Consider the following 21,157-nt stretch of genomic DNA (forward strand, 5'->3'; position numbering starts at 1 on the left):
ATCCTAAAGGAATAAATTACCTAGATTAACATTCACCCATAAATTTCAACTCTTTTCGATAGCCCAAAACAATACGGACAAGTAAAAAGAACCATAACATACTCATTCCTATGAGCATTACCCGAATAACTCCCATATAGGACCACTCCAAAAATGAACTGTCAGTTACGATTGTATTCATATAAATAGACTGTGCACAAATTAATAATATGAAGATGGCCATTCCACAGTTCATAAAAAAAGCTTTTTTAGCGACTTTTCTTCTCTCTCGCTCATCATAGGAAAATGCAGGCTTTTCTTCTCCCTGTTCATAAGGCATCCCCCAAATCGTGTAGTTCAACCATGTAATATTAGAGGTATATTTTAACTCCCACCCAAAGTCTTTGTGAAGCTGAAAGTAGTTAGCATTAATTTTTGGTTCAAATACAACCTCATAAGCAATATTATCTTTATCCTTTGGACGAAATGTAAAAATTGTTGCAAAAACGGATTCGAGTTCATAACCCCGCTCTACCATTTCCTCAAGCCAAATTGTCGTTCTTAAAGGTTCATACATCCAAGCCGGACGAATTCTACGGATCTTCCTTGTTCCAGACTTTTTGAGGACGTTAGTACCGAGCAATTGCTTTTCAAATTTACGATAAGCATTAAATACGAAAATGGTTAAGGCTATCATTCCCATATAAATAATTATAGGCACTAATAGTGGACCAATTTGAAAATTTTCACTAGAAATATTAAGAATAATTCCAAATAAAAATAGAAATGATAAATAAGACGATAAGTAGAAAGTTGAGACTAATAAATACATGTATGCATGCAACCGAGTACGCTTGAACAACTGATCTTTACTAGGAAAAATGGAAATCTCGGCAGTTTCATTTGTTATTACTTGCCACTTACCGGAAACTACCGCACTTTCCCAACCAGCAGAAGCTAACTTAGGTGCAAGTGTTTTTTCACCATAATGAATACGTACTTTTTTCTCTATTGAATCCTCATGCTCAAACGTAAAAATTCTCGAAAAACGGTTTAGACTTTTTAAGTGAAAACCTTTCGCCATCAAATCTTCGAGCCATATTTCGGTCGAATCAATCCGATAACTCCAAAGCCACCTCATTTTTTTCATTTGAATTCCTCCTCCAAGCGTAAGGCATTTGTATGTAATTCTTTTAAGCGAACAATTTCTGCTTGCATCACATTTTTGCCAAGCCTAGTAATTTCGTAAATAGTTTTACGCTTTTCATCTGAAAATACACTAATCATTTCATCTTTTTGCATTTTTGTTAAAGTCCCATAAATAGTACCTGAACCTAGCTTTAATCTACCGTTTGTTAGTTCCTCTACACGTTTAATAATGCCGTATCCGTGGGATGGCTCTGTTAAAGAAAGTAGTATATAAAAGGCAGTTTCAGTCATCGGTATATATTTTTTTAGTAATTTTTCCAACTTCCCACCTCCACTGTGTCACGATACGACTATATCACGTCGTGACATAATTATGCAATAATTTTCTTACATTTAACATATGTTTAATAAACTAACCACAAAAAAGAATTGCACCAAATGGATAAATTGGTAGCAATTCTTTTTATTAATTCGATGAGATATCCCCTCCAAAGATGGAAACATTCTGCCTATCAGATACAAATTTTTGTCCATCCCATTTAAGTACTGTTTGAACATACCCAATTGCATCAGCATGATATCTCCCTGCAATTTCTTGAAAAGCCATCAGTTCATAGGTACCGTCCCTAGCAAAGTCAATAGGATACAACCCACTAACAGGATCAACCCAGCCTTTTATCGGTTCCTTTAAAATTCCATTTTCATCATAGATTTCCGATAAATATTCTTCTCCTTTATATGCTAAATCTAATACATATTGCTTGTTTGGATTAGAGCTAATTACTTTAACTTTGTAGTAATTTTCATAAAGCACTTGAAACTTGAAGGTTTCGTTAAAATCTTCTACGTCAAATACTTGTTGCATACTCCCATCCGTAAAAGAAAAGACAAATGCATAAATTGTCCCTCCACTTCCTCCAGTATCAATAACAACTAAAATGTCATCCACTTGATCACCAGTAAAGTCTCCAAGAAAGATGGTGGGATTATACCCAACGTTTTCGCTTAGATAAATCCTTTCTAACGTATTTTCATGTTGATACAAAACGTTCAAAGTGATGTTCTGCCAAAAAGCGCTTCCTTCCGTCTTCACTCCAGTTAGGTATACGGTGTCCAAAAATCCATTCCCGGTCAAATCTCCTCGAGAATAAACTATGATTTCATCATTGTTATGACCATTATTTTGTATATGCTGTAACACTTGCTTCCTCTTATTTAACAAAAACTCAAGGGAAGGATACGGTTCATTGAAAGCCAGAGCCTTATCAATAGAAATTATGAACTGTTCGAAATCTCCTGCTTTCTGTTGAGCTTCCGCTAAATAATACCAGTAATAGGAAAAATCATTAGTAAGTAGAAGACTTTTGTAATAATCCTCTACTCTTTTAAAGTAGTAAGGGTATACATCCTTTGCTAAAACTAGCTTATTTTTTTCGAAACGGTATACATCTACTTTGTAGGCTTCTCCTGTATCATGAACCCATATCGCAAGTTCATATTGACCATCAGGTCCGTATAAACCAGGCATATCTTCAACCTCTAATTTACTATAAGCTATATTGGTAGTAGGCAATCGTACAATTCCACCATCTACCAACTGCAGTAATTCCAACTTGGACCATTCATTACCTATTTGCCAGCCAACAATGAGTGTATTCACCCAATTAGTTGTAATCGGTGCTGCCATTAGGCTTGAAATTCCATATCCACTCCCTTTTATATGTATTAAAGGTAGCCACTGCTCATGGACATTTTTTAAAATCACTAGGTAATTTTGATCTTTATACTTGTATGCTCCGATTAATTCATTGATTTGGTCATCATCGATATCGGCCAATAATACTGCGGGATTATTAGGAAGTCCAGACAATTCAAGGATGGATGCAGTTGAAGGCAGAAAATTCAGTAGCACATTCACATAATCATTCAGTTTTACACCTCTTTTAAACCATCATATGCAAAAATAAAGTGAAACTGCCATCAGTGGGAGAAAAATATCTTTTTCCAAACAACAAGATGCCAAAGAGGATATATTCCACTCTAGCATCCTTTTTTTAAACTTATTCTGTTAAGTTATTGGTATGGTTAAAGAAGATCGTATTATGGAGGAGTTTTACATATGCAAAATTTACAATTTGAACCTTCTTGGGAAAAGGCTCTTGCTAGTAAGGATAGGGAGTTAATAACCGATATTTTTCAAAAAAGTAATAGGACAAATGGACAGAGCATTCAATTGGAGCCCATTTGGGAAGCGATGAATTATAGAGCTGAGGTTTTGATCACTGTCCTCGTCCAAAACTTTACGAATACAGAGCTGACTATTCAAAATCGGAAAATTGTCTATCTAGAAAAGGACATAATTATTGCAGAACATACCTTTACTATTCCTCAGCTAATTGTTAAACCAAAAACTAGTATGCCTTGGACGTTTATCTTTCCAATTGAAAGTTTGCAAAGGAGTGAAATCCAAGGGAAAGGAAAATTAGAAATGTAAACGAAGGAGCTCTCCATAGAAACGTTTTTACATAGAAAAACGCCTAACGAATATTTCGCTAGGCGTTTCCCAATTAAGATACTTAACTTTCTGCTATGTCACAGAGTTCTTAAGCTGTTTTCATTAATTCTTTATCTTTTCTACCATGCAGTAAATAGTATAAAGGAATACAAATAATAATTACGACAACCATTGCTAAAAAGATTGGACGGTATCCAGTCTCTGGCACGATAAAGCCTAAAATATAAGGTCCTATACCTAACTCCATATCAAATAAGATAAAATAAGTTGCAGTAGCTAAACCGAAACGATGGGGCTCTGTTACTTTAACCGCGATTGTTTGTGCAACAGAATTGAAGTTACCATAACCAAAACCTATAAATGTTGCTGCAAGGAGCAACATCCATCCTGCCGAAGCTTGGCTAAACAACAACATCCCAATAGCAAATAGAATTATGCATGGATAAACAATAATGTTTGCACCTTTTGTATCCATTAATTTACCCGTGAATGGACGAGAGAAGATAATAACAATTGCATACACTAAAAAGAAATAACTAGCTGCACTAACTAGATTAATGGACTCTGCATAGAACGACAAAAATGTCATAACGCCGGAATAACTAAACCCTATAATTAATGCAATAAAAGAAATTGGAAGGGCTTTTGGTTCGATAAATTGAGATAAAATGGAGCTTTTATCTTCTGTTTTCTCTGGTAGTTTAATTGGTTCTAATTTTAGTTTCACAGCTGCCAAGAATACCATACAGATAATCGACAAAATTAGATTCATCGTAAACATGATTGTGAATCCATTCTCCATTTTTAATAGTATAATCCCAATAAATGGACCAATAGCAGTTGCTAGTATAGCGCTTAAACTAAAATAGCCAATTCCTTCTCCTTTACGGGCTCTTGGCAATATATGAGCTACAATGGTACCAGTTGCTGTACCAATAATCCCAACAGCAATCCCTTGTGCTAATCGGTTAACTAATAGAAGCGGAATACTATTCGCCAAAAAGTAAAATACTGAAGTAATAGTAAAGAAAGTTAAACCAATCCACAACATTTTAGTTGGCCCTTTAATTCCGATGAAACGTCCAGCACCAAGTCTTCCCAATAATGAGCCAATGATAAAGATACTCGATACTAAGCCCGCCGTACTAGTGGAAGCCTCGAATTCTGATTTTGCATAAGACGCGATCGTTACCAATAATAAAAAGAATACTAATGTTGCTAAAAAATTTATAGTTGAAACTATTATAAATTCCTTTGTCCAAAGTTTTTCCTTGTTCATAAACTACCACTACTTCCTAATATTTTGTTGCAATTTTTCTAATACCATTTCCACTAACTCACATTCTTCTTCAGTGATACCATCTAAAAGCGAAGTTTGAAAAGCATGCACTGCTTTTTTTAACTGCTGATATTTAGCCACACCTTCCTCCGTTAGATGCATAACTTTTTTCCGCCTATCCATTCCATAAACCACATATATTAAATGTTGATCAATCAATTTTTGCGCAAGCGCAGTGACAGATGGCTTTTCCACACTCCAATATAGGGCAATCTCTGAATTTGTAGCAGGACCAACTTCAGAAAGGTATCGGATTAATCCCCACTGGGCTTCTGACATTTGATAAGGACTTAACACTTGCTGTAGACCATTTGCATATGGTCTATGAAGAATTTTAAATTTAGCAAACATTGAATTCAAATTTTTATCCTCCTTTTATATTAAGGATATTAGTTAGTTAACCTAATTAATTAAAAAGCATTTTACTGATTTTGTAAAGTATTTAAGAATTCATTTAACTATTAGGACATACATTACGTATTACTGACCAAGCAGCTGCAGACAAGTTAGCAAGTCTACTTAAACCTCGAACCATACTAAAATAAATTGTTTATACTTTTTAAGAGCAGTCTATATAGGACTGCTTTTTCTGTTCCATACCACTTCTAGCATCATCGTTTATATTGGATTATTTTAAAAATCACACAAAAAAACACCCTTACCATTCCTGGCAAGAGTGCTCAATAAATGTTGCTATATTAGTCTTTTTAAGTAAGCCGCCTTTGCCGTACTTACAATAAGAAAGTTTTAAACCACCACTCGTCAAAGTGGGTGTTCGCAGACACTATCCTGCATGTCCTTATTGTCAAATGAGAATAAGGCTTGTCATTCCAGCTCTATATAAAACTCCCTGTTACAGCTTAAAGGTTAAAACTTAATATCCATACGTACAATGCAGCTTATATTTATATAATATACTCTTCTCCGTTTTTTATCAATGGAAATGATTTCATCTTTTTATTAGGTATAATAGAAAGTAGAGATGCTAGGGATTAGGATGTGATGAAGTGGAAAAGAGACCAATGGACGGAGAGATCGAGGAAATTAGCGATGAGGAATTACAATTACTAGTTCTGGAAGCACAACGAGAGGCACTCGAAAAACAAGCATTAGAAAAATCGAAGTCAAAACCTAAGCGTCCTTTTCCAAAATGGATGTTTTGGATAATGGCAATCGTCCTATTCGTCAATACATTTGCGATGATTTTTCAAATTTACTCCATTCCAGCCATTGAATTTATCAAAACCTCCGCCAGGTTATCAGCACAGGAAGATATCGCTCGATATAAAGAAGCTGTCGTTGTTGTTTTAACGGATGATAGCAAGGGAACTGGATTCTCTATTTCAAGTGAAGGAAAGATTCTCACCAATTATCATGTAGTAGAGGATAATGATAGCGTAATAGTTGGTTTTCCTGAAGCAGGGCGTTTTAATGCAGAGGTTATACAAACTTATCCTTCTATAGACCTTGCAGTGCTACAGGTGGATGAAGAGGACTTGCCTTTTTTAGAGCTATCGGAAAACCCATCTTATGAATTTGGCGATCCTATCACTTTTATCGGCAATCCATTAAAATTTACAGGCATTGCAAATGAAGGTTCACTAATTGATTTTCATCAATTAAGCGATTGGGATGTACCAGTAATGATGATGGAAGCTCCTGTGTATAGAGGAAATAGTGGAAGTCCTGTATTGAATGAAGACGGGCAAGTAATTGGCATCGTATTCGCCACCTTAGATCATGACGAGCACGGGAAAGTCGGGCTATTTGTACCTATTGAGGAGTATTATAAAACTCAAAAATGATTACAGAAAACCCGTTTAGCATTGGTGCGCTGAACGGGTTTTTTCGTTTTGCTCTAGTATAAGTTGGAATCTCTCTCGTATAGCACCAAAGCTCTCTCGTATGCGATTGAATCCCTCTCGGATAGATGCGGGCTCTCTCGTATAGCACCACTTCTCTCTCGCATGCGATTGAATCCCTCTCAGATAGATGCAGCTCTCTCGTATAGCACCACGGCTCTCTCGTATGCGATCGAATCCCGCTCGTATAGATGCGGGCTCTCTCGTATAGCACCGAAGCTCTCTCGCATGCGATTGAATCCCTCTCGTATAGCACCACTTCTCTCTCGCATGCGAATTGAATCCCTCTCAGATAGATGCAGCTCTCTCGTATAGCACCAAAGCTCTCTCGTATGCGATCGAATCCCGCTCGTATACCACCGAAATTTTCTCGCATATAATAATCACTTATCCAGATTTAAGTATTTCTCCCTCCATACAAGTCGTTCTTTTTCATTCAACTCGTTTTCAAGTGTTTCATCCCATTGATCCAGGAATGTATTCCAAACTCGGGCGTATAGGAGATCCTCGGATTTGTTATATAAAATAAATTCAAAGCAAGGAACATCATCCACGTATAGTTCAGCGTTAGAGACAATTTCAGAAACTACCGTTTGAAGGTCGCCATCTACTGTTTCCATTCCGTTTGCTTGGAGTGCATCTACTAGTACAATATATTCCCACTTTAACCTAACCTTTTCCTCTGAAGCATACCGATAAAGCTTCAACTCTTCCTCGCCGGCTAATGCTGGTTTTATTTCTCCTTGCAAAAAAGTGGAATGACTTGGGCTATAAAGTAAATTCTGACTTCGAGCATCCAGTTCTTCTTCAAATATTCCATCCTCAAGTTGTTTGAACCCTTTTTCTGTTAACGTAAATACCTGATCTCTTATTTCAATTAAACGAGTTCTCTTCATAATATTGATCAAGTCTTCCATAAATAGCTGCTCCACAAGCAGTAATTCACTGATTTGCTTAGCACTTGTCACTTTCGCTTTTTGGCAAGTTATCAACATCATTTTCATTAATACATCCATTTTTATGCGCTTTACAGGCTTGTATTCCACTTCAATTGTATGAAGTGGAATTGTCCATGCAGTGGATGAAACTACTTTTGCTTGAATATTTTGCTGTAATTCCTTTTTAAGCCGTTTTTCTAGTTCGATCATTTTATTATACTCCTATAACGAAATGCTATTTTTTCCTATTCCCTTGAGAGTCGGTTAGTCCATTTTTATCTTTTACAATTTGAAGTAAGCGACCATACATTTCTCTGGAAGCTCTTTGTTTCGCTCGTTTGGTGAACATATCAGAGCTTCCGACTAAAACAAGTAACTCTCTCGCTCTTGATAATGCCACATTTAAGCGGCGGTAATCATTCGCAAATCCAATATCTCCGCTCTTTTCTTGATTGTTTCTTACCATACTTAGTAGAATGACATCCATTTCCATCCCTTGAAACTTATCTACAGTTCCAGTTCGGAAGGTCAAATGAGGTAAGTTAACCTGTTGCTGGACCAGGCGGTCAATTCGTTTTACCTGCTCTCCATAAAAACTAATGACCCCAATACTTTTACGTTCATCCGGGTCCATTCTTCCTTCTTTTTTAGCAATTGCTGTAGCTTCATTCAAATCCATTAGTACATCCCGGATGGCATCTAACTCCGCTTGGTTGAATCGACTTTTCCCGTCTTTCATACGTTCTTCAAAATACGGTTTTTCGTTTGGCATATCAAGCCATAGCAGATGGTCTTTTCTCTTCACAAAGCGTGATTCAAGTAGGTGGTCACGGGCAGTATCTGAATCGACCAGCCCACATTGTAGTTGATAATTTTCTTCCTCATAAAACGGGGTGATTGTCTCCATTATACTTTCATGCATTCTATATTGGATTGCTAACATCGTTTTGCCCGTCTTAGGTAAGTTTTTGAATAAACGCTCGAATAGTGATTCCTTCAACAGTTTTTTTAATTCATCTTTTTCTTCGAGATTATCACTTTCTTCTAATATTGCCTGTAGGGTTTCATCTAATGTGTCCTCCCCAACAAGAGGAGGAAGCTGATGATGGTCCCCTACTAAAATAATTTTCTTGCCTTTTAACATTGGTAAAAGCAATTCAGGTGGTGTTGCTTTTGAAACCTCATCTATAATTACTACATCGAAAACAGGGTAATTTTCCATAAATTCTTTTCGAGCTGATGCAACGCAGGTTGTTCCAATTACATTGGCATGACGTACATATAGCTTACGAATTTCATCTAGATCGTGGTCATTTGCCTCTTTTAATAAGGAGTACCACTCATTTTGAATTGCTTGGGTAATTGGAAGATGGTCCTTCTCTAGTTGAATTTTCACCATTTTCTCGTTAAGTCCTTCAACCGCTTCAACTGTTTTTTCGAGTGCATGTTCTGGGTTTTGAAGCAGAATTTCATCTAAAGCTTTTAGCATGCGCTCTTGCTCCAGACCGTCTGCATTCACTTGTTTAGTTTTTAGTTCATTTTCTTGGAGAATCGCTTCTGTCTCCCCTAGTTCCTCGGTTTGCTTTTGAAGATGATTCTTTTTCATTTCTAGTTGTTCCAAATATCTTGTGACGGTTGCTTCCGTTTTCTTCAATTCTTCAATTGAGCCTTCCATCTCGAGTTTTTTATCTTTTAATTCAGATAAGGTTGGCAGTGAATCGAGCACACCAATTTCTTCCTGTAACTGATTCACTGTATTCTGCAGAAGCTCTAGCTGATTCTTTTGGCTGACTGCCTTATTGGTTAATTCATTTTTGAGTTGTTGCAGTGACAGCATCTCTCTATTGCTATCATTGAGAACTTGAGATTTAATCGTTTGAAATTTAGTTATGGAGCTATTTTTGGTTAACTGAACTGTCGATTTCTGCTTTATCACAAATTTTTCTCTTACATATAATCCCTCAAGTAAAATAGCTAACTTTTCTGTTGTTAGTTCGTCATCACCCGTCATAATATGTTTCATACGATTCATAAATTGATGAATTTCTTTCACCGTGTATTCAGAATCAAATAAAATGCCACTTCTACCCATATTATTTTTAACATTTTCAACAGGAAACTTATACTTTCGAAGGAGTTTTTCTACATAATCTATCGCTGCGTGTAAGCGAGTGTTTAAATCTTGCCAATCAGTGAATGCTTTAATTTTCTCTATTAGCTCATCTAATTCAGCCATTTGTTGTTGCAACTGTGAAGATGGCTCAATTCCATACTCAGTCATTTTGCTCTTCAGTTGATCTACCTTACGGATCGAATCTATATCAGTCATTAATAGTTCTAAATGTTTTAACTTTGTCTGGACCGCTTGATATTTCTCTCTCGATGTTTCCACATTCATGCTTATTTGATGCAGGGAATCTGAAGTTTCCTTATATAATAGCTGATTTTGAATTCCCTTCATTTTTACCAGAAGTTGTTCCATTTCTATGGCGAGCTCTTGACTTGTCGGGTTAGATTGAATGAATTGCTCCATTGTTTCTACTTCATGAGCTAACGCTTTCGACTTCACTCGTACTTCGTAAAGACGACTTTCTAGTACTTCACGTTCTTTTTTTAATAAAACCAATGTTTTTTTCAGCTTTTTAATATCTTCTATCCTTACTGCATATTCCTCTTTTGCTTCTGCTTTTTGTTCAATAGCTTTCTTTAGTACTATTTGTTCCTTATTAAGTTCCTCTATTTGATGCTCACAGCCAACTATTTGTTCAAGAAGCTGCCCTTCTCTTAAAGAGTGCTCGTCCAACTCTTGCTGTAAAGCAGTTAACGTTTGTTCTTTCCAGTACAGCCCGACATTTTCTTCAATAAACTTCTTGCCTTCTTCTTCAATACTTTCTGTCCTACCAAATCGTAAAATACGAATTTCTTTGTTTGAAAGTAATCTACTAAGGGCATTGTCTACTGCTAAATTAGACTGGGATGCTACAAGTGTACGTAAGCCAGCTTTGGCATTTTGCTGACATATTTCAGAAATTACCGTCGTTTTCCCCGTTCCAGGTGGACCTTGAATTACATACAAATCCTCTGCTGACATCGCACCAATAACGGCTTCTTGTTGGAATTCGTTTAACTGATTATGAAATTCTAATTCTCGACGCTTTGCATTCATACGAATGGTCGGTCGATCTTCAAATAAGATTTTCTCGAGGTTTGGATTAGCAGCTAATCCATTTTGCAAATCTTCAAATCCCTTTCGAAGACGTCTAATTTGACTAAGGGATGCGAAGTTACTAAATACTGCCTCTTTCGATTTAGGATTCCACTGGTTTTTTCTTGCTACTTCACGAAATTTGGGTTTAATTTCTATTTCTATTGTTTGTTTTACGCGATCAGATTTTAAAATATCGCCTACGTCATTTTGGAATCCTTTTAACGTCACACTCAAATTTCTCAGGTTTTTCCATTCATTCGCATTCATCGTACAACCATGCAAGGTCATACGACTAAAATCTGCATTGAAAACAAGTTTAGAATACGGACTTGTTATATCTGCAATATCTGCATTACGCTCTTGAATCTTCAAGTAACCTTCCCAGCTAGAAATTCGTTTTTTCACATACTCCGAACGCTCTTCTGCTATCGGAAGGTCTTGAATTTTGGTGTGCAGGGCAAGTGGCATTCCTGCTCCATTATTTTTAGCAGTAACAAAAGCCAGATCAACCTGAAGACGGCGGTTAGTACTCACAGGAACCCTAGGACCTCTGACATGAAAACCCGTTGCAAGTAGGCCATCTTTTTGCAGAATACATTCCATTACGACTACTCTTCTATCTACTTTTTTAGCTAACTTATTATTTACTACATTATCAAAATAGATGGAAAGGGATGTATTCCCATGATTATTCACCGGACGCTTTTCAATATGTACCTCGAAAGAACTCTGTATGTTAAAAAAGGCATGTTCATCAGTTGACCATTCCTGAATTCCTTTACGCGCCTTATTTGTAATCATTAAATTGCAGCGCATTGTACTAACTAAGGTTGCTGATTGGCTCATGAACAAACCTCCTTTTTATCGTATTGAGTACGTAATTTGTTCAACTTATCTATGTTATCATTTTTACCTCAGAAATTGCATAATCCAACTTATCTATCTTTTTCACACACTATTTTATTTAACTTCAATAGGAGTTATGTTATAAATGTGAATATTATGTGAATTAATTGTTGCTTACTCTATTAATCTTTATTATGATAGATTTACAGTTTCTGGATAGAAAAATCTAAAAATTGAATATATTTAAGGAGGAATATGCATGGCGAATAATAATGGTAATGATTTAAACACGGTGAAACCCCTAGAAAAAAAGAACAAAGTGTCAAACAAAGGACCAAATTCAAAATACAATAAGGCAGCGGATAGCCCTAACTATTCTGCAATCGCAGAAAGTCCAGAATTTAAGTCATTGAAAAGGAAAAAGAACAAGTTTATTTTACCCATTACCATATTTTTCTTACTGAGCTACATTTCGTTACCTATTTTGACTTCTTATACGACGGTTTTAAATAACAATGCATTTGGAGATATCGCTTGGGTTTGGATTTATGCACTAGCTCTCTTCGTAATGACTTGGACATTATGCATGATCTATGTACGTAGAGCTAATGATTTTGATAAAGAAGCTGAGATTATTTTTGAAAAAGAAAAGGCTGGTGACTATGAATGAATGTAATGGGATTGGCATTTTTTGTAGGAATAGTTGGACTAACTTTATTCGTTACATATATAGCCTCCAAGCGTACGAACTCAGCGAGTGAATTTTATACAGCAGGTGGAGGATTAACTGGTTGGCAAAACGGAATTGCAATTGCTGGAGATTACTTATCAGCTGCCTCTTTCCTAGGTATTGCAGGGGCCATCTCACTTTTTGGTTTCGATGGTTTCTTCTATAGTATTGGTTATTTAGTTGCGTACTTGGTTGTTTTATATATTGTTGCTGAGCCATTACGTAATTTAGGGAAATATACTTTAGCTGATATGATTACTGCCCGATTCGATCAAAAGAAAATCCGTGCAGCAGCAGCAATTAGTACATTAACGATTGTTTTATTTTACATGATTGCACAGCTTGTAGGTGCAGGTGCACTTATTCAATTACTATTAGGAATCGACTACTGGGTTGCTGTTCTTTTAGTAGGCATTATGATGACTATTTATGTACTTTGGGGAGGAATGGCTGCTACCAGCTGGGTGCAAATTATTAAAGCTGTATTGTTAATGGTCGGGACTGTTCTTATTTCTTTCTTAGTACTGTGGGAATTCGACTTTAATATATTAGGAATGTTCACGGAAATGAAATCCGTCACGGCTAATGGTGAAGCTTACTTACATCCTGGCGTGAAATATACAAATGGTTTAGATACAATATCCATGATGATTGCATTGGTACTTGGAACGGCTGGTTTACCACATATATTAATGCGTTTCTTTACGGTAAAAGATGCAAAAACCGCTCGTAGCTCGGTAGTATACGCTACTTGGATTGTAGGAATTTTCTACATATTAACTATTTTCTTAGGATTTGGTGCTGCTGCTTTTGTAGGTTCCGATGCAATTATAGCTGCAAATCCAGCTGGAAATATGGCTGCTCCTTTACTAGCACAAGCTTTAGGTGGCGATATTCTAATGTCATTTATCTCGGCAGTTGCGTTTGCTACAATTTTAGCAGTAGTCGCAGGACTTGTTTTGTCAGGAGCTTCTGCATTTGCCCATGACTTATATGGACAAATCTTTAAAAAAGGGAAAGCTACAGAAAAGCAACAAATGAATGCTGCACGTATGGCTTCTGTTGGCGTTTCCGTCTTCTCGATAGTATTAGCGCTTGGCGCACAGTCTATGAACGTGGCATTCTTAGTATCTCTTGCCTTCTGTATTGCTGCAAGTGCAAACTTGCCAGTAATTATTTATACAATCTATTGGAAAAACTTTAATACTACCGGCGCTTTAAGTGCTATCATTACAGGCCTTGTTACTGCATTAGTACTCGTTGCTTTAAGTCCTAACTTGTGGGCGGTAGATGGTTCAATGTTCTTTACAGGTGAGGCAATTTTCCCACTTACTAATCCTGCGATTATCTCGGTTCCAGCCGGATTTATAGGTGGATGGATCGGAACAATGGTAGGAGCTAATGCAGATAAACGAAAATATGCGGAAGTAGATGTAAAAGCAAATATTGGGCTGAAGTAATATATTACGATGAAGAAACCGATTCCTTTTGGAAATCGGTTTTTTTCATTCAAATTATTTAGCGTGGTCGGGAAATACTCTTTTTACTGTATCTGTAAATTCATCGAAGAATCCTTCTACTGGTTCACCTGCCCGCACTCTTTCTCCGTACTCTTTAAACTGCAGGGTAAAATCAGGGTTTGAGGATACATATACATTGTTGAAGGCAGCATTCTCAGCCTTAGCCGCGTCTGAAATTTTGGTTTTTAATTCTTCCGTTTCATTTACACCTTCTTTAAGATCTACCGCCACATATGCGTTATTGTCCGTAACTAGGACACTCGCTGCTTTTACTCCTTCAATTTGTGTAATTTTAGCAGCTACATCATCCGCAACCTCTACTTTTCTTCCTTCCGTACCAGTTACTGTTCCATTACCTGTTGTTGTATTATTACCTGTTGTCGTATCATTTCTAATGTCTTCATTTATCGTACCCTTTTCTTCTACTACTTTTCCCGTGCCAGTGTCTGTTACTACATCTTCTTTGTTATTCGTTCCACAAGCAGTCAACAAGCCGATGAGAAGCATTACAAATATTATTTTCAGTAGTTGTTTCACTTTATCTTTCCTCCTTATTATTGGATATACAAATAACATGGTCTATTTAAAGTGAAATATGCGTAAGTTCAAAAATTTCGAGTCAATGTCTGATATAATTTATTTTAATGAAATCAAAATTTTTAATGAAATCAAAATAAAAGGAGATTATTTAAAATGAGTATGGATATTATAAAGCAGCTCGAGGCATCATATGATGAAATGGTCAGTATTCGCCGTTATTTACATATGCATCCGGAAGTATCGTTTCAAGAAACTGAAACAGCAAAGTATATACAAAAATTCTATTCAGATTTAGAAATTCCTTTCCAAGCAAATGTTGGTGGTAATGGAGTAGTTGCACGAGTCAAAGGTGCTTTTCCAGGTAAAACCGTTGCGTTACGGGCGGATTTTGATGCTCTCCCAATACAAGACGAAAAAAATGTTACCTATAAATCGACTGTTCCTGGCGTCATGCATGCATGTGGTCACGATGGCCATACCGCTGCACTTCTTATACTTGCCCGTACGATACTTGAATTTAAAGATCAACTGGCAGGTGAATATGTATTTATCCATCAGCATGCAGAAGAATATGCTCCGGGTGGTGCGAAACCAATGATTGATGCTGGTTGTCTAGAGGGTGTAGATGTAATTTTCGGCACACATTTATGGTCTCAAACTCCTCTAGGTACTATTGAATATAAGAGTGGTCCCATTATGGCCGCAGCAGATCGATTTTCTATTACTGTCCAGGGGAGAGGTGGACATGGGGCAAATCCACATGATACAAAGGATTCTATCGTAGTAGCTTCTCAATTAGTTGTAAACTTGCAGCAATTAGTAGCTAGACGTGTGAACCCTACTGAATCTGCAGTGCTTTCTGTCGGTTCTTTCATTGCAGACAACGCATTTAATATTATTGCGGACACTGTGAAAATGACTGGTACCGTTCGCACATTTAAACCAGATGTTAGAGATTTAATGGAAAATGAATTAAAACGTGTAATTGAAGGCACATGTTATACAGCGGATTGTTCTTATTCTTTCCTATATGAAAGAGGCTATCCCCCAGTTATTAACCATAAAGAAGAAACAGAATATTTAGCAGATATCGCCCAAACTGTTCCTGGAGTTACAGAAGTGAATGAATCCGATTTATTGATGGTCGGTGAGGATTTTGGTTACTATTTAGAAGAAATTCCTGGCACATTTTTCTTTACCGGCGCTATGCCTGAAGGTGATGTATTCCCACACCATAGCCCCATGTTTGATTTCGATGAACGAGCAATGCTCATTGCTGCGAAAACGTTGGGAATGGCAGCGATTAACTTTCAAGATAAATAATAAGCTCAATTTACAAACCGCACTAGAATTATTATTCTAGTGCGGTTTTTATTTTTTTAATTTTTTATTATAAACTCATCTGATAGAGGCACCATGTTCTCTTTAATTTTCTTACCTTCCCATACCGTAAGCTTCAACGTGTAGCCTTCTACATCTGCAGGCATGTTAAGCTTTGTAGACATTTTCATTGTTTTGTTTTTAGGAATTGTTCTGGATAATTGCGAAACATCCACAACATTGCCTTCTTCATCTAATAGTTCCATCAGTACGATGATATCTTGGTTTTTATTCTGTTTATTAATAACTTCTATATTTGCAGTAATCTTTTCATTAGGTAATATTTTTTCAACTACAGTATTCTTTTTACCAACAAATGTAGCTGTTATATCCATAGTATACTCTGGTTCATTTACCCAATGAACTTTATATTCCTTCACTGACTTTCCATCAGTTGCTGAAACTAGTATTGTCGATATTTCATCACTTTCTATAATATTAACTAGAGCTCCAGTCTGATTCGTTTCTACTTCTAAGCTTGCTTTCCCCTTTGCAGAAACCGTATATTCCTGCAATCCTGGTGTGAAATTAGTCAATAATTTTCCATCAACCTTAATAGACTTTAATGTAGCATCTGTCTCAGGGATAGCAATTTCGTGCAGTTCACTTCCAAGAGCATAGTAAATACTACCGTTTGCTCCCACCGTCATATTATTCATAAAGTCTTCCACGAGTACCTTATGTGACAAAGTTTCTGGATCAATTGCTATCAGTTTACGGGATAATGTTGTATATAGCATCCCATCTGGAGCCCATTGTAGTCGGTATGGTAACCATTTACTACTATTATATAGACTCGGACGAATTACTTTACTTTTAACAATTTCTTTCGTATCTGGGTTCATCGCAAAAATCGTTCCATCCACTGCTCCCCATAGATTTCCATCAGGACCAAATGATAGCTCTCCAATCATTCTTGGTGTTTCGTCTATTCCAGGGATCTCTGGAGTAAACTCTTCTATTTTCTGTCCTGTTTCAACATCCCAAACAAATATTTTAGCTTCTGTAGCTTTTGGATTAATACCTAGACCGCCCCATACAGAAGTACTTCCGTATAGCTTCCCGTCTTTATACGCCAATCCAATAATACTTTGATCTTGTACAATATTACGATATTGTGACCAAGTGTCCGTCTTTTCATCATATATAGCTAAGACACCGCCTAAAACTCCATAATCGGGCACAGTTCCAACGAATAGTTTGTCATCCCCAGATGTAATCGTAAACGGTCGATCTTGTTGATCTGTAATATCATACTCAAAATTAGGATTACTATTTAAATCTACTGCTTTTAAGGGATCGTAGCTATACATCATTGCTCCAACGTAAGTTCCATAGTATACTTTCCCATTTAAAAATCCGATGCCTTCAGGTTGTGCAAAAGATGGTATATTTACTTCAATTTTATTTGTAAAAGGATTATATATACTCAATCCACGTTGGTAGCCACCCATATATAGCTTTCCATCTTCCCCACTATGAAGAGCTTGTATTGCCACTGCTTGGGAAGAAATATCTAGCTCAATAAATTCAACTGTATTGCTAGTAGGTTCATATAGAATATACTCTCCGTATTGAGTCACCATAGCTAATACAGTTTTTCCGCTACTTAAGTTAATCCATTCCATGTCTTTTACACGAACCGTATCGGGTAACAATGGAATTCCCTCAATTACTTTCGATTCATTGAGACTAAAATCATATTCGAATAATTCATTTTTAAATTTGTAGTAAATAATATTTTCATTGAGGGGTGAAGGCTTCGAAATCATATTACTGTAACTAAATGTATTAAGTATTTCATTTGTTTCTATATCTAGAACAAGCATGGTTATCGAGCCAACTGAAACTAATAATTTCCCGTTAACGATAAACATATTTTCAATCATTCCATCTTGACCGGAATGTCCTTCAATAATTATTTCTTCTTTCTCACCAGAAATTCTATCTATCTTGAATAGATGCTTTGTAGTTCCGATTCCTACATAAATATATTTATCCGTTACAGCTATACCTCTTGCGTACTGCTGCCCTTCTTTTACATTTCCATAATTTCTAAATTTACCAGTAGCGATATCATATTCAAAAACACCAGCATGTGGATACGTCGAGCCGTAAATCTTCCCATCTGTTGAAGCTTCTATATCCCATACCCATGCATCTGAAGGATTTACGCCTAATTCCTCCACTATCTTCTGTTCAGGTAAATAGCGATATAGCTTGCCATCTGCTGTTCCAGCAAAGTAGACATTCTTATCACTTCCTACCGTCATTGCCCATAATGCTTCCGAATCAGCAATTACTTGTGAAAACTTAAGTTCACCAGTTTCTGCATTTAATACAGAAAATGTCCCTGGCAGACCATTAGAATGATAATATACTTCATTTTCACCTAAGGAATTTTCTTGAATGACCGAAGCTTGACCTAGTTGAACTTGTACCATTTCTCCATGATTTATAGGAGTTTCATAGTTTCGATCTAAAGGTACATCTTCTGATGCTAATTTCCATGTAACATCATCAAAAAATGCTTTAGTTAAGCTTATTCCTCCAGAATAAAAAGCTAGTCTGGCATAGGCAGCATTTTCGGGAACATCAGTAAACACTTTAAGTTCGGTCCACTGATTTTTAGGTAGATTACCAAATAACTCCAACTTTAATTTGTCTGTTAGTTCATTGTCCGCGCTATCATAATAGTGCACTTCATACACAATATTATGAGTTTGAGATTGTACATTGGTCATTGCTTTCGCCAAATAGGACTTACCAGGGATGACCGCAACTTTGTCACTTAAAATTCTTAGCCCTGTTTTATCGGATCCATCTTCAAACTTTAAGCTTTGAGTACCACTATTAAATGTGTCAGTGCTTACCGAAACACCTGGTGTCCCACTATCCGGAGTCCAACCAGCAATAACACCCTTATCACTTAACGGCATTTCAAAACTATTATTTACAATACTTTCTGGTATTTCTTCAACGGGTGGAGAGGTAACCTTTTCCGTTAAAACCACATCATCAAAGAATACATCTGTCAAACTTATTTTCCCCGAATTAAAGGAAATTTGCATAGTAACTGCATCTGTAGGTGCAATTTCTACTAAACTAATGTCAATCCAGCCTTGGCCAGCCTTCCCTCTATGCAATTCATTTTTGAAGCCGACTTGCTTGTTATTTGCATCTAAAAAAGTAATGGCAAATTCTACCGAATGGCTTTGCGCTATAACTTTCATTTTAGCGGATGCTCTGAATTCATTATTGGGCGTTATAGGTATGCGAGCAGACTTTACTTGAGTTTGAATTTGGTCTGAATAATCATGGAGTCTTAACTTTTTAGAGTTTTCATAAGGAACTACTGTCAATAGTGATCCTGCAGTAGTCCATCCTGGTATAACTTCTGAATCTTCGAAGCTACTATTCATGATGGTAGCTTCTTGACCACCAACCTGAGCAACAAACTTAACTTCGTCTATGTTTAATGAAAAGTCTGAGGAAGAACTCCCCTCTATAATAATTTCTGCAGAAGTAGTTCCCGTTGGAACATTTATCTCCGATTCCAGTACTAACCATTCCTCATTACTTTGAGAGGAAAATAGCTTTGTCGTAGAATCTATCTGATTTCCTTCAGTATCATAAAAAGTAATTGCATAGCTAATTTCTCCATCTTGAAAATCTTCTAAATAAGTTTTTCCTGAAAGGCTATAACTTCCTTCTGACACCTCAAATCTTTTACTCTTTATCCCTACAGTGTTATCAAGGGAAGTTAATAACAAGCTTTTATCTCCTGCAATCTTTTTATCCGCAGTAACGGACCCACTTCCACTTAAAATATCCCAGCCGGGGAGAGTAGTCTTTTCTTCAAAATTATGGTTCGTAACTGGAATACTAACTTCCTCAGCTAATGTGGTGGCAGGTACAGCAGGTAGTAAACCTATCACTACCATTGTGCAAACAATCGTATGTCCAATTGATCGATAATTCTTTTTCAAAACGATTCACCCCTATCAATTTTTGGTATAACTAATATGAAATGCGCAAGAGCCTATGCTTTGTTTTTGCTGTAAATCCTGAAGTGAATTAATGGGCTAGGCACTAAAGAGAGTAAGATAACGAGAAAAATCTTTCTAGTCTTCCAAAGAAATTAATCTGAGTATTCAGACTATAATCTTCGCAATAACACTTATCCCCGGTACTGTTACAATTCTTTCAAATAAATTCCATACTTTTTCCACGGTGTAAAATCAAGCTTTCCATAAAATTCTACTAGAATTGTCCAATCAATAATAATTGTTTCTATTTCCCTTCCCTGCAAGTAAGCCATGGCAGCCTCGACAACTTCTAGACCATACCCCTGCTTTCGCTCATTTGGATCAATTCCCAATGGTCCAATTCCACCAACCTCCTGCTCAAACAGTGGACTCCAATATACATTTTGTGCAATAGATGGAGATAATGCATCATTGATCCTACAAAATCCAATAATGTTTCCATTCTTTTTTGCCACGACAAACTCTCTTCCCGTTCCTCCCATCTCAAAGTACTTAATCGTCTCGTACTCCCATCTTCCTGGAAAACATCTTCCTAAAAATGATAAAAGTTCTTCCTTCTCCTCTATGGAAAGTATCGAAAAGGTTGCTGAACTATCATCGGGAAAAGGATATTTTTTAGACATATTATTAATCAAGTCAAATGTATCTATCTTATTGAAATACCCAAATTTCTCAAACCATTGTTGAACTTCGAGATACTCGTCAGGAATACCTGAAAAATAGTGAAAAGGGTCTCCAGCAAGCTGTAATACTTCTGCACCATTCTCTTTCAAAGCTGCCTCAGCATGTTCCAGCAAAGAAGTGCCTATACCATGTCCGCGATGCTCACTATCTACTAAAAGAACTTGAATCCATCCTCTTTTCGAATCCATTACCACCTGTGTATTTTCTCGCCACATTTTAGAGACTACAAATCCTATAACTTTACCGTTGCTATCTACCGCTATAAGTGATCCTTGTTCTAAGATATTGACGTCTGCAAAGCTATTTTGAATAAATAGCTCCTTACGCATTGGAAAATGAGTACTCAATTCCTTGTTCCAAAGTGATACTAATTCATCTACACAATCTCTATTCCATGGTATAAGTTTCATAACAGTCT

The 21,157-nt window shown here is 36.6% G+C and carries 15 protein-coding genes and 1 other RNA gene; 5 read left to right on the forward strand and 11 right to left on the reverse strand.

All coding sequences use genetic code 11. From position 1 onward, the window contains the following. Nucleotides 1-25 precede the first annotated feature (25 nt). The 3 genes from LDK52_RS07165 to LDK52_RS07175 form a co-directional block, all read right to left on the reverse strand. On the reverse strand, nt 26-1,129 hold the full coding sequence (locus tag LDK52_RS07165; RefSeq protein ID WP_277585270.1) for a DUF2812 domain-containing protein: 1,104 nt from the start codon (nt 1,127-1,129) through the stop codon (nt 26-28). Beyond that, nucleotides 1,126-1,419 carry a PadR family transcriptional regulator gene (locus tag LDK52_RS07170; RefSeq protein ID WP_277585325.1) on the reverse strand — a complete coding sequence of 98 codons (294 nt, stop codon included), beginning with the start codon at nt 1,417-1,419 and terminating at the stop codon, nt 1,126-1,128. Before LDK52_RS07170 ends, LDK52_RS07165 begins: the two co-directional genes overlap by 4 nt. A 175-nt stretch (nt 1,420-1,594) precedes the next feature. Then, a complete protein-coding gene (locus LDK52_RS07175; RefSeq protein ID WP_277585271.1) occupies nt 1,595-3,040 on the reverse strand; it encodes a hypothetical protein in 1,446 nt (481 codons plus the stop codon). Between the two features lie 207 nt (nt 3,041-3,247). On the opposite strand from LDK52_RS07175, the gene LDK52_RS07180 reads away from it, so the two are divergent. Then, nucleotides 3,248-3,622: an SLAP domain-containing protein gene (locus tag LDK52_RS07180; RefSeq protein WP_277585272.1), complete on the forward strand. Its 375-nt coding sequence runs from the start codon at nt 3,248-3,250 to the stop codon at nt 3,620-3,622. Between the two features lie 109 nt (nt 3,623-3,731). On the opposite strand, the gene LDK52_RS07185 is transcribed toward LDK52_RS07180, so the two are convergent. The 3 genes from LDK52_RS07185 to ssrS form a co-directional block, all read right to left on the reverse strand. Then, nucleotides 3,732-4,922: an MFS transporter gene (locus LDK52_RS07185; protein ID WP_277585273.1), complete on the reverse strand. Its 1,191-nt coding sequence runs from the start codon at nt 4,920-4,922 to the stop codon at nt 3,732-3,734. Between the two features lie 9 nt (nt 4,923-4,931). Further along, nucleotides 4,932-5,333 (reverse strand): MarR family winged helix-turn-helix transcriptional regulator, encoded by a 402-nt coding sequence (locus LDK52_RS07190; RefSeq protein WP_277585326.1) that lies wholly within the window; start codon nt 5,331-5,333, stop codon nt 4,932-4,934. Nucleotides 5,334-5,691: 358 nt separating this feature from the next. Continuing rightward, nucleotides 5,692-5,886: non-coding RNA, 6S RNA (gene ssrS, locus LDK52_RS07195), on the reverse strand. Between the two features lie 103 nt (nt 5,887-5,989). Between ssrS and LDK52_RS07200 the strand changes: the two genes are divergently transcribed. After that, nucleotides 5,990-6,787 (forward strand): S1C family serine protease, encoded by a 798-nt coding sequence (locus LDK52_RS07200; RefSeq protein ID WP_320415348.1) that lies wholly within the window; start codon nt 5,990-5,992, stop codon nt 6,785-6,787. A gap of 440 nt (nt 6,788-7,227) precedes the next feature. On the opposite strand, the gene LDK52_RS07205 is transcribed toward LDK52_RS07200, so the two are convergent. Together LDK52_RS07205 and LDK52_RS07210 are read right to left on the reverse strand one after the other, a co-directional pair. Then, nucleotides 7,228-7,992 (reverse strand): hypothetical protein, encoded by a 765-nt coding sequence (locus tag LDK52_RS07205; protein WP_277585274.1) that lies wholly within the window; start codon nt 7,990-7,992, stop codon nt 7,228-7,230. Between the two features lie 25 nt (nt 7,993-8,017). Beyond that, the gene (locus LDK52_RS07210) at nt 8,018-11,836 is read right to left on the reverse strand and encodes a DEAD/DEAH box helicase (protein ID WP_277585275.1); all 3,819 of its coding nucleotides are present in this window, start codon (nt 11,834-11,836) and stop codon (nt 8,018-8,020) included. A gap of 259 nt (nt 11,837-12,095) precedes the next feature. Here LDK52_RS07210 and LDK52_RS07215 point away from each other — a divergent pair, with 259 nt between their 5' ends. Further along, a complete protein-coding gene (locus LDK52_RS07215) occupies nt 12,096-12,506 on the forward strand; it encodes a DUF485 domain-containing protein (RefSeq protein ID WP_320415349.1) in 411 nt (136 codons plus the stop codon). Continuing rightward, nucleotides 12,503-14,026 (forward strand): solute symporter family protein, encoded by a 1,524-nt coding sequence (locus LDK52_RS07220; RefSeq protein WP_277585276.1) that lies wholly within the window; start codon nt 12,503-12,505, stop codon nt 14,024-14,026. Before LDK52_RS07215 ends, LDK52_RS07220 begins: the two co-directional genes overlap by 4 nt. Nucleotides 14,027-14,080: 54 nt before the next feature. On the opposite strand, the gene LDK52_RS07225 is transcribed toward LDK52_RS07220, so the two are convergent. After that, on the reverse strand, nt 14,081-14,623 hold the full coding sequence (locus LDK52_RS07225; protein ID WP_277585277.1) for a YhcN/YlaJ family sporulation lipoprotein: 543 nt from the start codon (nt 14,621-14,623) through the stop codon (nt 14,081-14,083). A gap of 156 nt (nt 14,624-14,779) precedes the next feature. Between LDK52_RS07225 and LDK52_RS07230 the strand changes: the two genes are divergently transcribed. Then, nucleotides 14,780-15,949 carry a M20 family metallopeptidase gene (locus LDK52_RS07230; protein ID WP_277585278.1) on the forward strand — a complete coding sequence of 390 codons (1,170 nt, stop codon included), beginning with the start codon at nt 14,780-14,782 and terminating at the stop codon, nt 15,947-15,949. A gap of 56 nt (nt 15,950-16,005) precedes the next feature. Here LDK52_RS07230 and LDK52_RS07235 read toward each other — a convergent pair whose 3' ends face one another. Then, nucleotides 16,006-19,995, reverse strand: coding sequence for a carbohydrate binding domain-containing protein (locus LDK52_RS07235; protein WP_277585279.1), 3,990 nt, complete (start codon nt 19,993-19,995; stop codon nt 16,006-16,008). A 206-nt stretch (nt 19,996-20,201) separates the two neighbouring features. Continuing rightward, on the reverse strand, nt 20,202-21,149 hold the full coding sequence (locus LDK52_RS07240) for a GNAT family N-acetyltransferase (protein WP_277585280.1): 948 nt from the start codon (nt 21,147-21,149) through the stop codon (nt 20,202-20,204). Between the last annotated feature and the right edge of the window lie 8 nt (nt 21,150-21,157).

It is taken from the genome of Psychrobacillus antarcticus (genome assembly GCF_029533155.1).
Lineage (GTDB): Bacteria > Bacillota > Bacilli > Bacillales_A > Planococcaceae > Psychrobacillus > Psychrobacillus antarcticus.

Bases quoted from the DNA above. Each gene is read 5' to 3' on its own strand.
- LDK52_RS07185 (WP_277585273.1), bottom strand. From the start codon at position 4,922: ATGAACAAGGAAAAACTTTGGACAAAGGAATTTATAATAGTTTCAACT.
- LDK52_RS07205 (WP_277585274.1), bottom strand. From the start codon at position 7,992: ATGATCGAACTAGAAAAACGGCTTAAAAAGGAATTACAGCAAAATATT.
- LDK52_RS07190 (WP_277585326.1), bottom strand. From the start codon at position 5,333: ATGTTTGCTAAATTTAAAATTCTTCATAGACCATATGCAAATGGTCTA.
- LDK52_RS07240 (WP_277585280.1), bottom strand. From the start codon at position 21,149: ATGAAACTTATACCATGGAATAGAGATTGTGTAGATGAATTAGTATCA.
- LDK52_RS07220 (WP_277585276.1), top strand. From the start codon at position 12,503: ATGAATGTAATGGGATTGGCATTTTTTGTAGGAATAGTTGGACTAACT.
- LDK52_RS07215 (WP_320415349.1), top strand. From the start codon at position 12,096: ATGGCGAATAATAATGGTAATGATTTAAACACGGTGAAACCCCTAGAA.
- LDK52_RS07180 (WP_277585272.1), top strand. From the start codon at position 3,248: ATGCAAAATTTACAATTTGAACCTTCTTGGGAAAAGGCTCTTGCTAGT.
- LDK52_RS07210 (WP_277585275.1), bottom strand. From the start codon at position 11,836: ATGAGCCAATCAGCAACCTTAGTTAGTACAATGCGCTGCAATTTAATG.
- LDK52_RS07230 (WP_277585278.1), top strand. From the start codon at position 14,780: ATGAGTATGGATATTATAAAGCAGCTCGAGGCATCATATGATGAAATG.
- LDK52_RS07170 (WP_277585325.1), bottom strand. From the start codon at position 1,419: ATGACTGAAACTGCCTTTTATATACTACTTTCTTTAACAGAGCCATCC.
- LDK52_RS07165 (WP_277585270.1), bottom strand. From the start codon at position 1,129: ATGAAAAAAATGAGGTGGCTTTGGAGTTATCGGATTGATTCGACCGAA.